The 14,416-nt window shown below is 63.5% G+C and carries 21 protein-coding genes; all 21 read left to right on the top strand.

The features are described from left to right. Positions 1-15: 15 nt before the first annotated feature. The gene (metK, locus tag LRP54_RS01795) at positions 16-1,200 is read left to right on the top strand and encodes a methionine adenosyltransferase (protein WP_231234746.1); all 1,185 of its coding nucleotides are present in this window, start codon (positions 16-18) and stop codon (positions 1,198-1,200) included. Then, positions 1,178-2,407, top strand: a complete 1,230-nt coding sequence (locus tag LRP54_RS01790) for a site-specific DNA-methyltransferase (protein ID WP_269212699.1) — start codon at positions 1,178-1,180, stop codon at positions 2,405-2,407. Before metK ends, LRP54_RS01790 begins: the two co-directional genes overlap by 23 nt. A 101-nt stretch (positions 2,408-2,508) precedes the next feature. Beyond that, positions 2,509-3,180: a hypothetical protein gene (locus LRP54_RS01785; protein ID WP_231234744.1), complete on the top strand. Its 672-nt coding sequence runs from the start codon at positions 2,509-2,511 to the stop codon at positions 3,178-3,180. After that, positions 3,177-3,284 carry a DUF4314 domain-containing protein gene (locus tag LRP54_RS01780; RefSeq protein ID WP_331274795.1) on the top strand — a complete coding sequence of 36 codons (108 nt, stop codon included), beginning with the start codon at positions 3,177-3,179 and terminating at the stop codon, positions 3,282-3,284. The genes LRP54_RS01785 and LRP54_RS01780 overlap by 4 nt, the downstream gene beginning before the upstream one ends. A 17-nt stretch (positions 3,285-3,301) precedes the next feature. Next, positions 3,302-3,643, top strand: coding sequence for a hypothetical protein (locus LRP54_RS01775; RefSeq protein ID WP_231234743.1), 342 nt, complete (start codon positions 3,302-3,304; stop codon positions 3,641-3,643). Positions 3,644-3,966: 323 nt separating this feature from the next. Then, positions 3,967-4,401: a hypothetical protein gene (locus LRP54_RS01770; RefSeq protein ID WP_231234742.1), complete on the top strand. Its 435-nt coding sequence runs from the start codon at positions 3,967-3,969 to the stop codon at positions 4,399-4,401. 118 nt (positions 4,402-4,519) lie between these two features. Continuing rightward, a complete protein-coding gene (locus tag LRP54_RS01765; protein ID WP_231234741.1) occupies positions 4,520-4,819 on the top strand; it encodes a hypothetical protein in 300 nt (99 codons plus the stop codon). A gap of 203 nt (positions 4,820-5,022) precedes the next feature. Continuing rightward, entirely contained in the window at positions 5,023-5,409 is a 387-nt protein-coding gene (locus LRP54_RS01760; RefSeq protein WP_231234740.1) for a DUF6900 domain-containing protein, read from the top strand. A 195-nt stretch (positions 5,410-5,604) separates the two neighbouring features. After that, a complete protein-coding gene (locus LRP54_RS01755) occupies positions 5,605-5,919 on the top strand; it encodes a hypothetical protein (protein ID WP_231234739.1) in 315 nt (104 codons plus the stop codon). Between the two features lie 71 nt (positions 5,920-5,990). After that, a complete protein-coding gene (locus tag LRP54_RS01750) occupies positions 5,991-7,601 on the top strand; it encodes a terminase large subunit (RefSeq protein ID WP_231234738.1) in 1,611 nt (536 codons plus the stop codon). An 18-nt stretch (positions 7,602-7,619) separates the two neighbouring features. After that, positions 7,620-8,915 carry a phage portal protein gene (locus tag LRP54_RS01745; RefSeq protein ID WP_231234737.1) on the top strand — a complete coding sequence of 432 codons (1,296 nt, stop codon included), beginning with the start codon at positions 7,620-7,622 and terminating at the stop codon, positions 8,913-8,915. After that, the gene (locus tag LRP54_RS01740) at positions 8,912-9,706 is read left to right on the top strand and encodes a head maturation protease, ClpP-related (protein WP_231234736.1); all 795 of its coding nucleotides are present in this window, start codon (positions 8,912-8,914) and stop codon (positions 9,704-9,706) included. The genes LRP54_RS01745 and LRP54_RS01740 overlap by 4 nt, the downstream gene beginning before the upstream one ends. Before the next feature lie 27 nt (positions 9,707-9,733). Next, positions 9,734-10,957 (top strand): phage major capsid protein, encoded by a 1,224-nt coding sequence (locus tag LRP54_RS01735; protein WP_231234872.1) that lies wholly within the window; start codon positions 9,734-9,736, stop codon positions 10,955-10,957. 29 nt (positions 10,958-10,986) lie between these two features. After that, positions 10,987-11,304 (top strand): head-tail connector protein, encoded by a 318-nt coding sequence (locus LRP54_RS01730; protein ID WP_231234735.1) that lies wholly within the window; start codon positions 10,987-10,989, stop codon positions 11,302-11,304. Next, a complete protein-coding gene (locus tag LRP54_RS01725) occupies positions 11,292-11,654 on the top strand; it encodes a phage head completion protein (RefSeq protein WP_231234734.1) in 363 nt (120 codons plus the stop codon). The genes LRP54_RS01730 and LRP54_RS01725 overlap by 13 nt, the downstream gene beginning before the upstream one ends. Beyond that, entirely contained in the window at positions 11,654-12,076 is a 423-nt protein-coding gene (locus LRP54_RS01720; protein ID WP_231234733.1) for an HK97 gp10 family phage protein, read from the top strand. Before LRP54_RS01725 ends, LRP54_RS01720 begins: the two co-directional genes overlap by 1 nt. Further along, positions 12,073-12,420 carry a hypothetical protein gene (locus LRP54_RS01715; RefSeq protein ID WP_231234732.1) on the top strand — a complete coding sequence of 116 codons (348 nt, stop codon included), beginning with the start codon at positions 12,073-12,075 and terminating at the stop codon, positions 12,418-12,420. Before LRP54_RS01720 ends, LRP54_RS01715 begins: the two co-directional genes overlap by 4 nt. A 15-nt stretch (positions 12,421-12,435) precedes the next feature. Beyond that, on the top strand, positions 12,436-13,038 hold the full coding sequence (locus LRP54_RS01710; RefSeq protein ID WP_231234731.1) for a major tail protein: 603 nt from the start codon (positions 12,436-12,438) through the stop codon (positions 13,036-13,038). Positions 13,039-13,049: 11 nt separating this feature from the next. Further along, on the top strand, positions 13,050-13,451 hold the full coding sequence (locus tag LRP54_RS01705) for a hypothetical protein (protein WP_231234730.1): 402 nt from the start codon (positions 13,050-13,052) through the stop codon (positions 13,449-13,451). A 22-nt stretch (positions 13,452-13,473) separates the two neighbouring features. Continuing rightward, on the top strand, positions 13,474-13,635 hold the full coding sequence (locus tag LRP54_RS01700) for a hypothetical protein (RefSeq protein WP_231234729.1): 162 nt from the start codon (positions 13,474-13,476) through the stop codon (positions 13,633-13,635). Positions 13,636-13,756: 121 nt separating this feature from the next. Further along, positions 13,757-14,356: a DJ-1/PfpI family protein gene (locus tag LRP54_RS01695; RefSeq protein ID WP_231234728.1), complete on the top strand. Its 600-nt coding sequence runs from the start codon at positions 13,757-13,759 to the stop codon at positions 14,354-14,356. The last annotated feature ends 60 nt before the right edge of the window (positions 14,357-14,416 follow it).

Below are 14,416 nucleotides of genomic sequence, written 5' to 3'. Positions count from 1 at the left end.
AGGAGTACCCACCCCATGGATATCCGTACCTGTGAGTCGACGTGTATCGGCCACCCGGACAAGCTGTGCGACCTGATCGCCGACACCATCCTCGACGACCTGCTCTTCGAGGACCCCAGCGCGCGCTGCGCGGTAGAGGTCATGGCCACCAAGGGCCGCATCATCGTTGCCGGTGAAATCACCTCGAGTGCGCGCGTGCGTGTACGTGAGAGTGTGCGCCGCGCCCTGATCCGCGCAGGCTACGCACCGTTTGGGTGGCGGGTGAATGTACATACACATTCCCAGTCCCCGGATATCGCCGCAGGCGTGAACACCTCCCTGGAGGCACGCGATGGTGAGGAGTCCGCCTATGTGGGCTTGGGTGCGGGTGATCAGGGAACCGTCTACGGCTACGCCACGCGTGAGACCCCCGAGCGCCTGCCCCTGCCTTTGGTTGTGGCCCACGATATTTGCCACCGCCTGGACAAGGCCCGGGCTGAGGGCACCATCCGGGGTATCGGCTGTGACGGCAAGGCACAGGTTTCGCTGCGCTACGAGGACGGGCAGGCCGCGGGTGTTGCCGCGGTGGTGGTGTCCATCCAACACATGAAGGACACCAGCCTGGAGGAGCTGCGTCGCACGGTGCGCACCCAGGTCATCGCCCCAGCCCTGGCCAGCCACGACCTGCACATCGATGAGGACACTCTCGTGTTGGTCAACCCGGCCGGGCCTTTCACCCTGGGCGGGCCGGCTGCAGACACGGGGTTGACTGGCCGTAAGCTCGCAGTTGACACCTACGGGGGCCTGGCACCCCATGGTGGTGGGGCGTTTAGTGGGAAGGACGCGACCAAGGTGGACCGCTCCGGGGACTACATGGCGCGCCTGATCGCTCTGGCCATTATCGATGCTCGTCTGGCCGACGAGGCCGTCGTGGGGATCAGCTACGCGATCGGCAAGGCTGACCCAGTGGCGGTCACGGTGGATACGCGCGGCAGCGGCCGGGTGCCTGATGAGGTGATCGCGGATGCGGTGCGGGCGGTGTTTGACCTGCGCCCTGAAGCGATCATCGAGCTGCTTCGGCTTCGCCGCCCCGTCTTTGCTGAGCACTCCACCTACGGACACTTCACCACCTCCTCGTGGTGGAACTCCCCGTACTCCTATGGCTACAAGCTCAAGGAGGAGGTCAAGACCCGTGGATATGCGCCGGCTTACCCTTTCTGAGCTCACTCCCGCCGACTACAACCCCCGCAAAGACCTCCATCCCGGAGACGCCGAGTACGACAAACTCAAGCGGTCGCTTGCCGAGTTTGGGTATGTGGAGCCGGTGATCTGGAACAAGACCACCGGACGAGTCGTGGGCGGCCACCAGCGCCTGAAAGTCCTCGCAGACCTGGGCTACACCGAAGTGGATTGCGTGGTGGTCGAGCTCGACGAGACCCGCGAGAAAGCCCTCAACATTGCGCTGAACAAGATCAGCGGCGACTGGGATGAGTCCAAGCTCGCCCTGCTCATCGCTGACCTGGACGCGGCCGATTTCGACGCCGAACTCACCGGCTTTGATGAGGCAGAGATTCAGGCCATGATCGGCAGCCTCGATGAGGGCCAGGCGCACGACGATGGGTTTGATCTGGAGGCCGCACTCCAGCAGGCCACCTTCGTAGAGGAGGGCGATATCTGGCAGGTGGGTCGGCACCGGCTCATGTGCGCCGACGCCACCCAGAGTGCGAACCTCGAAGCCCTCATGGAGGGCAAGAGCGCGAACCTGCTGCTCACAGACCCGCCCTACAACGTCGACTTCCGCTCCGCGTCTGGTCTGTCGATTAAGAACGACAAGATGGACGCCGACGCCTTCTACCAGTTCCTGCTCGACTCTTTCACCGCAGCCGCAGGGGTGCTGGCACCAGGCGCATCGGCCTACGTGTTTCACGCGGACACCGAGGGGCTGGCGTTTCGCCGCGCGTTCATTGATGCGGGCTTTAAGCTCTCGGGCTGCTGCATCTGGGTCAAGGACTCCCTGGTCCTGGGACGCTCCCCGTACCAGTGGCAGCACGAGCCCTGCTTGTTCGGGTGGAAGACGGGTGGCAAGCACGCCTGGTATGCGGATCGCAAGCAGACCACCATCTGGCAGTTCGCCAAGCCCAAACGCTCCAAAAATCATCCGACGAGCAAGCCGGTGGATCTGATGGCCTACCCGATGGGCAACTCCACCCAGGCAAACGCCCTCGTGCTCGACCCGTTCGCAGGATCTGGCTCCACTTTGATTGCTGCCGAGCAGACCGACCGGGTTGCGTACTGCATGGAGCTCGACCCCAAGTACGCCTCGGTGATCCTTCGCCGCTACGTGGAGCACACCGGGGATGCCGCTGGGGTGTGGTGTGAGCGTGGCAGTTTCCTGGAGCTGGTCAAACAGGTTGAGCACGCATCCTAGAGATCATCATCTCTCTGTGCTTTCGGGGCGGGTTTTTGCTTGATATGTAGGGCAAAGGTGAGCGTGTATAGACACGGCAAACCCACGCATTGGAGGACACCATGGATTACACGCTCACCCTGCCCGCCAGCATCCGCCGCGCCGAGGTCGCAAAGCTCATCGCCCAGGCCACCGGGGAGCAGGCTCGTTATTTGAAGGCTCCGAGCATGGCCTACCAGATCGGCCACTGGCTGCTTACTCGCGACGCTCACCTTCAAGGCCCCGAGCTCACCGAGCAGCTCCGTCAGGTGCTCGCCAGCCGCGGCATCACGATCACCGATCCTGATAAGGAGGTGGGGCTGGCGATCATGGTGCCAGCCACCGGGCTCGGCACACAGAGCCGGGACAACCTCACAGCCCTCATGCGCGCCTACGGGCCACTGACCGCCAGAGCCCTAGACCTACCATCACCTGCCGGCGTGGAGTACGTGAGCCATGAGGATGCGGGCTTGGTGGCACGCTTCGCCTGGTTCACCACCCTCCCGGACGCCGAGGTCGCATCCGCCTGCCAGGACTTCATTACCGCGCTGGTTGCCATGGCCAAGACCGCGCGGCGGGTGCGCGGGCGCGCCCCGCAAAGCGACAACGACCGCTACGCCATGCGCACCTTCCTGAACCGGCTGGGCCTTACCGGCGATGAACACAAGACCACCCGCCGGGTACTCACCAGGCACCTTTCGGGCAACGGGGCCTGGCGCACCCCACCAGCCCCCAAGACCCCAGCGACGTCATGATGGTCGACTCCCTCGGCACGATCCACGTCACCTGGGACAACGGCAGTTGTCTGGGGCTGATCCCCGGAGTGGACCGCCACCAGATCACAACCCACAAGCGTTAAGACAGGAGGTGGCCTCGATGGCGTTTCCACCGCAGCTGCCCGTCTGGGAGGTGTATGCCGGCGATGATGCCGCCTACACGCTGACCTTCACCAAAGAGCAGGCCCCGGCCTCCCTGAGCATGTTCACGGGTTTCCAAGCCACGTGGCGCGCTGACGCGGCCTCCGACCCGGTCGCTTTAGAGGTTGACTCCACCGGCGCTGATCACGGCGTGATTGTGGTGCGCATCCCGGCAGCACTCAGCGCGGTCGAGGGCGGGAAGGTCCGCGAAGGAGCGTGGGATCTGCAGGCACGCACTCAAGGCCGCACGCTCACCCTGGTGCGGGGCCGCACGATCTGGGAGGCAGACGTTACCCGATGAACACCACGAGCGACACGATTGCATTCGACCAAGTCACCGCACGCGACCACGCAGCGATCGCACTGGCTGATCGCGCCGGCGAGCTGACCGTCACCAGCCTGCCCACTGGCCCCGCTGGACCAGCCGGCCCTCCCGGTAAGCGCGGGCTGACTGGGGCTGACGGCGCTCCAGGAGCCCCAGGCCGTGATGGGGCGGGGATCATTATTGGCCCAGGCCGCCCAGACCAACCCCAGTCCACCGGACCCGCCCGCCCACAGGTTGAGGCCGCTTCGATCGGTGCGGTGTTTTCCTCCACGGATGCCTCCGGCGGGGTGGGCGCGTGGGTGTGGGTGAAAACGGGCGCCGGCTGGCAGGTGATGGCCGGGGATACCGGGTGGCGGCACGTGTTCGACCTGGCGGTGGGGTTCATTCAGATCCGCCGCCGTGGATCACAGGTTGATGCTGCCTTTGCCGGCAACTACGGCACCGCCACCGTGGGACAGCCTCCCGGTGAGCCCATCGTGACAGACCATGAGCCCGCCTGGTTGCTCCCGGAAGGGTTTTACCCCCAGTCACGCAAGGTCGCCCAGATCTACACCGGCTCAATCAATTCGCCCATCACAGTCAACGGGTTCGCCCTCGCACTGGCCGCGCTTGACCCTGACCCCGCGCACCTGTGGCTAAGGCAGATCACCAACCCGCACGTGGCCTCGGTGCTGGCCTTGACGTGGGACACCACAGACCCGTGGCCCACGACCCTTCCCGGCACACCCGCCTAGAGATCAACATCTCTACTTTTCCCCGGAATACCAGGCAAAACAACTGGATAAGCAGGGGCGGGTATGGCTGTATGTACATACAAGAAAACACCAGCCACACCAGGAAGGAAACCCCGAAATGACCACCGAGATGCTTGCCGAGATGACCCGCCCGGCCACCGAGAAGGCCCTGAAGAAGGCCACCCGCTTCCAGGGCAACATGATGCCGGTCGGTGAGTGGATCATCGCCACCCGCTGGGCCTGGAACTTCGAGCGCGAGGCCATGGGCTACCAGGCTTTCCTCTACTGCTACACCACCGCCGAGCGCGGCGAGGACGCGCCGATCCACCTGGCGATCAGCTCGGCCGAGGACCACGAGAATTTCACCAGCCAGGCTGAGGCCGGGGCCTGGGCGATGAGCATGATGCTGGCCCGCTAAACACCGCACCAGCACGCGAGAACACCGGCCCCCTGAGTGGGGCCGCACCTCGTACACGGGTGAAAGCAAGGGGCTCGTCATAGAGATGATGATCTCTAGAAAACCCCGGTATTTCAGGCAAAACCGGCTGGATAGTGTGCCGCGTCTATGGCTGTATGTACATGACAAAAACACCAGCAGCCACACCCGGAAGGACAACGACAATGGCACGCACAACCACCGCCCGCAAGAGCTCCAAGACCGCGATCAGCGAGACCGACCTGACCGCCCTGCTCACCCAGATCGCCACCGCCCAGCTGGTCGGGGTCGACACTCTGGAAACCCAAGGATCCGACAGCCTGGACTTCGTTGAGGTCAGCGTCTGGAGCCTCAAAGACGCCCTAACTGCCGCGTTCATCGCCGGCCAGCAGGCAGGCAGCGCCGGACAAACCGAGATCGCCTGGGAGGGCGGCGAGGTCGAGATCATCGAGTTCACCTCCGAGGGCAAGCACGCCACCGGCATCCGCCTGCCCAACGACTGGGAGGCCAAGGCCTGGATTCGCGCCCACGAGAGCCAGGGCTGCTACGCCTTCCGCCCCACCGCCCGCTAACCAGCCCCGGCTCCACGGCCCCACCACGGTGGGGCCACGCCTCGTACACGAGGTAAAACGAGGCGAGGCCATCGAGAGATGAGGATCTCTCCAAAAACCGCGGAATATCAGGCAAAACCGGCTGGATATGTGCGGGTGGGTATGGCTGTATGTACATGACCAAACAGCCACCGCGAACGATGAAGGAGCCTGGTCATGAACACCCTGAACACCACCGCCAAGGCCAACACCGCCGAACTGATCCGCCACGCAGCCGCGCTGGGCTACACGGTCCACTGGATCAACACCGCCGATACCCACCGGCCGATCGAGGTCATCCCCACCGACCCGACCTCCTACATTCCCACCCTGTACTACACGGATGGGCAGTGGACGATCCAGACCACCAGCTTTGGGTCGCTAACCCCGATGCAGACCACCGAGCTGGTCATCGCCTTGAACAACGCCCAGACCATGGTCCAAGCCCTCCAGGTAGCCCTGGCTGAGCCCCTGGCTAACCACAACGCCTAACAGCAACCACGCTGCGCCCCGCGAGCCCACGCTCCAGGGCGCTTACCTATACCCCGGAAGGGAGAACCACCATGGCCAGCACCAGCACGGACGCTTATGTGCCGACCCGGTTCATGGATGAGGGCTCCCACTACGACAAGCGCAAAGCCGACTACGCGGTCGCCTTCATCCAGGCCCTCAAACACACCAAGGGCCGCTGGGCCGGCAAACCCTTTGAGCTGCTGGGCTGGCAGGAGAGAATCGTGCGCGACCTGTTCGGCACCATCAAGCCTGACGGCTACCGGCAGTTCACCACCGCCTACGTCGAAATCCCCAAAAAGCAAGGCAAAAGCGAGCTCGCCGCCGCAATCGCACTACTACTGACCTGCGCGGACGGTGAGGAGCGCGCCGAGGTGTATGGGTGTGCGGCAGACCGCCAGCAAGCCTCAATCGTCTTCGAGGTCGCTGCCGACATGGTGCGTTTGTGCCCGCCGCTGGCCAGACGGGTGAAGATCCTCGCCTCCCAAAAGCGCATCGTCTACACCCCAACCAACAGCTTCTACCAGGTGCTCTCTGCTGAGGCCTACTCCAAGCACGGCTTCAACATCTCCGGGGTCGTCTTCGATGAGCTGCACACCCAACCCAACCGGGCCCTGTTCGACGTGATGACCAAAGGCTCCGGCGATGCCCGCACCCAGCCGCTGTACTTCCTGATCACCACGGCAGGGACCAACACCGCCTCGGTGTGCTTCGAGCAGCACCAGAAAGCCCGCGACATCCTGGACGGCAAAAAGAACGATCCTACCTTCTACCCGGTGATCTACGGGGCCGATCCTGAGGATGACTGGTTGGATGAGTCGGTGTGGCGTAAAGCCAACCCAAGCCTGGACATCACCGTCCCCATCGATAAGGTTCGGGCGGCCGCCCACTCGGCAAGGATCAACCCCGCCGAAGAAAACAGCTTCCGGCAGCTGCGCCTCAACCAGTGGGTCAAGCAATCCATCCGGTGGATGCCCATGCACCTGTGGGACAAAGGCAACGCTCCGATCGACCTGGCCTCGCTTGAGGGCAGGGTGTGTTACGCCGGCCTGGACCTGGCCAGTACGACCGACATCACCGCCCTCGTCCTTGTCTTCCCACCCCGGGACGAGGATGAGTCGTATGTGGTGGTGCCGCATTTCTGGATCCCCGAGGACAACATCGAGCTTCGGGTGAACCGTGACCACGTGCCCTACGACCAGTGGGAACGCGAAGGCCTGCTGCACACCACCGAAGGCAACGTCGTCCACTACGCCGCGATCGAAGCGTTCATCGAGGAACTCGGCAGCCGCTACGACATCAGGGAGATCGCCTACGACCGGTGGGGTGCGGTGCAAATGAGCCAGAACCTCGATGCTCTGGGCTTCACAGTGGTGCCTTTCGGGCAGGGCTTCAAAGACATGAGCCCGCCGAGCAAGGAGCTGATGAAGCTCGCCCTCGAGGGACGGATCCAGCATGGCGGGAACAAGGTGCTCGCGTGGATGGTCGACAACATCCACATCCGCACCGATCCTGCCGGCAACATCAAGCCCGACAAGCAAAAGTCCACCGAGAAGATCGACGGCGTCGTCGCCCTCATCATGGCCCTAGACCGAGCCATCAGGAACGGCAACGCTGCGCCCGCGCACTCGGTGTACGACGAGCGCGGACTACTCGTGCTCTAACCCAGTCAGGAGGAAACAATGGGACTACTTGCCTGGCTCAAACCACGCAGTGCTACCAACACGCAGCTCTCGTCTGGCTACTCGTTCCTGTTCGGCCCCACAAGCTCGGGCCGGGCGGTGAACGAGCGCACCGCCATGCAGATGACAGCCGTGTACTCGTGTGTGCGGATTCTGGCTGAGGCGATCGCAGGCCTACCGTTGCACGTCTACAACACCCGCACGGATGGCGGGAAAGAGAAAGCCATCACCCATCCGCTCTACCGCCTGTTGCATGACGAGCCGAACCCGGAAATGACCTCATTCGTGTTCCGGGAAACCCTCATGACCCACCTGCTGCTCTGGGGTAACGCCTACGCGCAGGTGATCCGAAACGGCCGCGGCGAAGTCATCGCCCTCTACCCGCTGATGCCTAACCGCATGACCGTGGGCCGCGATAGTGCGGGCCGGCTTTACTACGAGTACCAGCGCACGAGCGAGGAGCCACCGAGGGCCGAGTACGAGCGCGTCGTACTTCCCCCCTCTGAGGTGCTGCACATTCCGGGGCTGGGGTTTGACGGCCTGGTGGGATACAGCCCGATCGCGATGGCGAAAAACGCGATCGGCATGGCCCAAGCCTGCGAAGACTACGGAGCATCCTTCTTCGCCAACGGTGCCGCCCCCGGAGGGGTGCTCGAACACCCCGGCACGATCAAAGACCCCTCCCGCGTGCGTGAATCCTGGACAGCCACCTTCGGTGGAGCCAGGAACGGCAACAAGATCGCCGTGTTAGAGGAGGGCATGAAGTACACGCCCATCTCGGTTTCCCCTGAGCAGGCGCAGTTCTTGCAGACCCGCAAGTTCCAGATGGGTGAGATCGCCCGGATCTTCCGCATCCCACCCCACATGATCGGCGATCTGGACAAATCCAGCTTCTCGAACATCGAGCAGCAGTCCCTCGAGTTCGTCAAATACACCCTCGATCCGTGGGTGATCCGCTGGGAACAAGCCCTGACCAAAACCCTGCTCGACCCCCGCGATGCTGGCGTGTTCGTGAAGTTCAACCTCGAGGGCTTGCTGCGCGGTGACTACGCGAGCCGCATGCAGAGCTACGCGGTAGCACGCCAGAACGGGTGGATGAGCGCCAACGACATCCGCGAGCTCGAAAACCTCGACCGCATCACCCCGGAGGACGGCGGGGACTTGTACCTGGTCAACGGCAACATGCTGCCCCTGTCCCTGGCCGGGGCGTATGCCACCGCCCAACCCACACCCACGACTGAGGAGGACCCCAATGACCCAACCCAGAACACCCGCCAGAGAGGAGGCAGGGCATGACGGTTAACCGTTTTTGGAACTGGGAGCAGCCCCCAGCCGATCCGCCCGGTGAGCATGATGCCCACCGGGTTTTGCGTATCGGCGGCGTCATCGCAGCAGACTCCTGGTTCGACGACGACGTCACCCCCGGCATCTTTAGGAGCGAGTTGGAGGCCGGTTCCGGCCCGATCCAGGTGTGGATCAATAGCCCGGGTGGGGATTGCGTGGCCGCGGCCGAGATCTACACGATGCTCATGGACTACCCGTATCCGGTCACCGTGATCATCGACGCCCTAGCAGCATCGGCAGCATCGGTGATTGCGATGGCTGGCACCGAGGTGCTGATCTCCCCGGTGGGGATGATGATGATCCACAATCCCGCCACCCTGGCCACCGGAGACGCCACTGAACTGTCTCGCGCGGTGGAGATGCTGAGCGCGGTCAAGGAATCCATCATCAACGCCTACGAGCTACGCACCGGCATGCAGCGGGCCAAACTTGCCCGGCTGATGGATGAGGAAACCTGGATGGACGCGAAAGCCGCCATCAATCTCGGGTTTGCTGACGGCCTCTACCAACCCAGCGAACCCACACAGGTGTTCACGCCGCCCGCGCCAGACCCAGAGCCGGATGCTGACGCTGCTGTTGATTCTCGCCCCGTACCTGTTGGTGCGGGGTTCACCTTTAGCGCCGCAGCAACCACTGCCGCGTTGGTGAACAAGATCAACCACCACCAACCCACCCCGCCGCCTGTTCGTCTGGGTCGGCGGATTGCTGACCTGTACGCCGCCCTGGCCAACCAACCCCACTAGATCGTGAAAGGAACACTGATCATGACCATGACCACCACTGACCTCTACGCCCGCCGCGCCAAGGCCTGGGAGGCCGCTAAGGCTTTCCTCGATGAGCGCCGCGATGCTGAAACCGGATGCCTCACCGCCGAGGACGACCAGACCTATGCCCGCATGGAGGCAGAGATCGAGGACCTCACCCGAGAGATCGCCCGCAACGAGCGCGCCGCCACCCTCGACGCCCAGCTTGCCCGCGCAACCCGCCCACCGCTGACCGCCCGTCCCGGCATGAACACCGCCGTCTTCCACACCGACGAGGACGAACCGGCGGGTCGCGCTTCTGCCACCTACAAGCGGGCGTTTTGGGACGCGATGCGCCTGAACCACAGCCCGGCAGAGGTGCGAAACGCCCTGTCCGTCGGCACGGACACGGAGGGCGGCTACCTTGTGCCTGACGAGTTCGAACGCACCCTGGTCGACACCCTGGCCGACCAGAACATCATGCGCACCCTGGCCAAGGTCATCACCACCACCAGCGGGGACCGCAAGATCCCAGTGGTCGCCACCCACGGGTCCGCCGCCTGGCTGGATGAGGGCAAGCCCTACACCGAGTCCGACGACACCTTCAACCAGGTCACCCTCTCCGCGTTCAAGCTCGGCACCTTCCTCAAGGTCTCCGAAGAACTCCTCAACGACTCCGCCTTCGACATCGAGGCCTACCTCGCCTCCGAGTTTGCTCGCCGCATGGGCGCTGCCGAAGAGGAAGCCTTCATCAACGGCGACGGCTCAGGTAAGCCCACCGGTGTCTTCCATCCCACCTCCGGCGCACAGTCCACGGTGACCACCGCGAAGGCAACCGACATTACGGCGGATGAGCTGATCGATCTGCACTATGCGCTGCGTGCCCCGTACCGCAAGAACGCGGTGTGGCTGATGAACGACGCCACCGTCAAGACAGTGCGCAAGCTCAAGGACACCACCGGCCAGTACCTGTGGCAGCCGGCCCTGACCGCAGGGGATCCGGACACGATCCTGGGCCGCCCCGTGCACACCTCCACGTTTGTGCCTGAGATCAAGGCCGGGGCCCGCACTGTGGCCTTCGGTGACCTGTCCTACTACTGGATCGCAGACCGCGTGGGCCGCTCCTTCAAGCGCCTCAACGAGCTCTTCGCCACCACGGGGCAAGTTGGGTTCCTGGCCTCCCAGCGCCTGGACGGCAAGCTCATCGTCCCTGAGGCCGTGCAGGTCCTGGCCCAGAAGGCCAGCGCCTAAACCCCTACAAGCGATTAAGGAGGTGGCGGATGTCCACAGGAGACCTCACCGCCCTGGTGAAGACCAATCTGCTCATCGACTTCGATACGGATGATGAGCTGATCGCACACTTGGTGGACGCCGCCACCTCCTACGCTGCTTCCTTCCAACACCTGCCAGACGGCTACTACGCCACCCACGCGATGAGCCCGGCCACCACCCAGGGTGTGGTCATGCTGGCAACCCACCTGTATGAGGCACGCGATGGTGCAACCGGAGGGTTTTGGGCAGACAAAACCGACGCCGCCCGCGCCGCCTGGGAAGCGATCCACCGGCTGCTCGTCATGGACCGGGAATGGAAGGTGTGATCCTCATGGGTTTGGGTCAGATGCGCCAGTTCATCGACGTCATTGCCCTCAGCCACACGAGGGATAGTGCCGGGTTCGACATCGTGGCCGAGCAGGTCCTGGCCACAGTGCGAGCCGAGGTTGAACACCGCCACGCCAGCGCAGCGTGGGTGAACCGTGCGGCCTACACGAAAGCCACCGCGATCTTCCGCATCCGCACCCACCCCGCAATCCGGGTGGATGAGTCCATGGTGATCGCCGCCCCGGATGGGCGCTGGGTGATCGACAGCATCGAGCAGGTCGGCCGCTACACCGTGATCGAAGCACACCAACACACCCCAGAAGGCGGCGCTGAGAAGGGAGGCGGGTGATGGCGAAGGCAACCGTGAAACTCCCCAATGATGTGCTCGATGAGCTCACGGCGGCAGGAGCCCACCTCGATGAGCACGCCGAAGCAGCCCTGAAAGCCGCCGGCAATGTGGTTGAGCCGGTCATGCGCGCCAACCTCGACTCATCCATCACCGGTAGGTACGCAACCGGCCAGCTTGCCGCAGCCCTGGGCCTAACCCCGGTGAATACGGATCGGTCGGGAAACCACAACGTGAAAGTCGGCTTCGATGAGCCCCGCCAAGACGGGGGTGTGAACGCGAAGATCGCGACCATCCTCGAATACGGCTCCACCCGCCAGGCAGCCCGCCCGTTTCTTACCCGCACCCGCCGCACCACCCGCGCCCCAGCCTTGGAGGCCATGAAACGGGTGCTGGCCGAGCGCCTGGCGAAAGGCCGCACATGAGCACCCCACTGCTTGAACACCTCACCACCGTCTGCGAGGAGCTCGGCCTTCCGGTGAGGGTGGGCCTGTTTACCGAAACCCCGCTGCCGGAAGCGTTCGTGGTGCTCACCCCACTGGTGGACACCCTGGCCCTGTACGGGGATAACACCCCAGGGGCCCAGGTCGAAGAAGCACGCATGAGCGTGTATGCGCGGGGCAACTACCTTCCGCTTCGCGACCAACTCACCGCCGCACTGCTCGATGCTGGTGTCACGGTCACGGCTCGTTCCTATATCGGGTTCGAGGACGAGACCGGTTACCACCACTACGCCATCGATACCCAAACCCACCACAGCTACACCTGAAAGGAAGCCCCAATTATGGCAACCATCGGACTCGATTCCCTGTACTACGCGACCATCACGGAGGACCCCACCAGCGGGGAGGAAACCTACGGAACGCCGAAGCAGCTGGCTAAGGCGATCAGCGCGGAGGTCTCTATCGAGGTCGCTGAAGCGATCTTGTATGCCGATGACGGCCCTGCTGAGGTCGTCAAAGAATTCAAGTCCGGCACCCTGACCCTGGGGGTCGATGACATCAGCGCCGAGGTGTCCGCCGACCTGGTCGGTGCGGTCATCGATAAGAACAAGGTGCTGGTCTCCACATCCGAAGACGGTGGGGCGCCGGTCGCGATCGGGTTCCGCGCCCGCAAAGCCAACGGCACCTACCGGTACTTCTGGCTCTACAAGGTCCGCTTCGCCGTTCCCACCGCGTCGCTGACCACCAAGGGCGACAGTATCGAGTTTTCCACCCCGGAGATTGAGGGCACGATCCTGCGCCGCACCAAGCCCGACCCCTTGGGCAAGCACCCGTGGAAGGCCGAAACCACCGAAGGCGAAGCCGCCAAGACCATCACCGACGGCTGGTTCAAGACCGTGTACGAGCCGGCCTACACCACCACGACCACGGGCACTGGCAACTAAGGAGGACACGCATGGCCACCAAGAAGAAAACCACCCACTCCGTGCTGCCTGAAGGCCCGGGACACTCCGCGTTCATCCGCCTGGGCGGGAGGGACCTGGAGCTGGTGCTCACCACCCGTGCTACTAGGGAGATTGCCTCCCGCTACGGTGGGCTCGAGCAGCTTGGCGACAAGCTGGAATCCTCCAATGATCTGGGTGAGCAGATCGGTGAAATCTGCTGGCTGATCGCCCTGCTGGCCAACCAGTCCGTGTTGATCCACAACCTCACCCACCCGCACGACCCGCACGACGAGATCACCCCGGAGGCCATTGAGCTGCTCACCGTGCCCGGGGAGCTCGCCGACTACAAGGACGCGATCACCGCAGCCTTGGAGGCGGGCATGCGCCGTGAGGTTTCCTCCCCAAAAGCCTGAGCAGCACACCCACAGGTAGCGGATGGGCCGAAACCCTCACGAGACTGACCTATCTGGCCCACCGCTACCTGCACCTGGACCGCTGGCAGACCGCCCTGCTCCCACTCGGCGTGCTCCTGGATTTGGTCGAATGCCACTGGCAACACGAACAACCCAGCCGCAACGGTTCGCAGGTGACGATTGATGAGGTCATCCCTGCCGGGCTGTAGCCGCTGCCATCGTCCCAGGGTGTGAAGCATCAATAGGATTCTCACAGCACGCGGGCTTATCGTTAAAGAACTTCAAACGATAGAAAGAGGTCCACAATGTTGAGTCCGCCACCCCGCAAGCTCGGCGTCTTGCTTTTTGATGAATTCGAGCCTCTGGATGTCTTCGGCCCGGTTGAGCTGTTCGGTAACCTGCCCAAGCATTACACGGTGTCCTTCCACGCCCCCCAGCCAGGCCCTGTCACCGGGGCAATTGGAACGACAGTCCTCGCAGAGCACCCGATGGGTGAAGACGTCGACATTCTGCTGGTACCCGGAGGAATGGGGACCAGGCGGCACATCCACGATGAGGAGTTTGTGGGCAGGTTGCGCCAGTGGGGACTGAACACCCCGTTGGTGATATCAGTGTGTACAGGCTCTGCTCTGTTGGCAGCAGCTGGGCTGCTCGAAGGGTATCGGGCTACCTCAAATAAGCGTGCGTTTGATTGGGCTGCCAGCTTTGGTACGAATGTTCAATGGGTGCGCCAGGCCCGATGGGTCGCTGACCGTGACCGGTGGACCTCCTCGGGAGTAGCAGCAGGAATGGACATGACGGCCGCCCTCATCGCCCATCTCGACGGAGACGACACCTCACGCACCGTGTGCGACATGGTCGAACTGGAAGTCCACCACGATCCAACCCAAGATCCTTTCGCATAATCGCCCATAACCGTACACGACCCGCCCCGCTAGCCATTGTGGCTGGCGGGGCTTCGTTTA

It is taken from the genome of Schaalia sp. lx-100 (assembly GCF_021083625.1).
Classification (GTDB): Bacteria; Actinomycetota; Actinomycetes; order Actinomycetales; family Actinomycetaceae; genus Pauljensenia.
The sequence above is the reverse complement of the archived record's forward strand: the minus strand, read 5'-3'. Positions and strand labels throughout refer to the sequence as shown.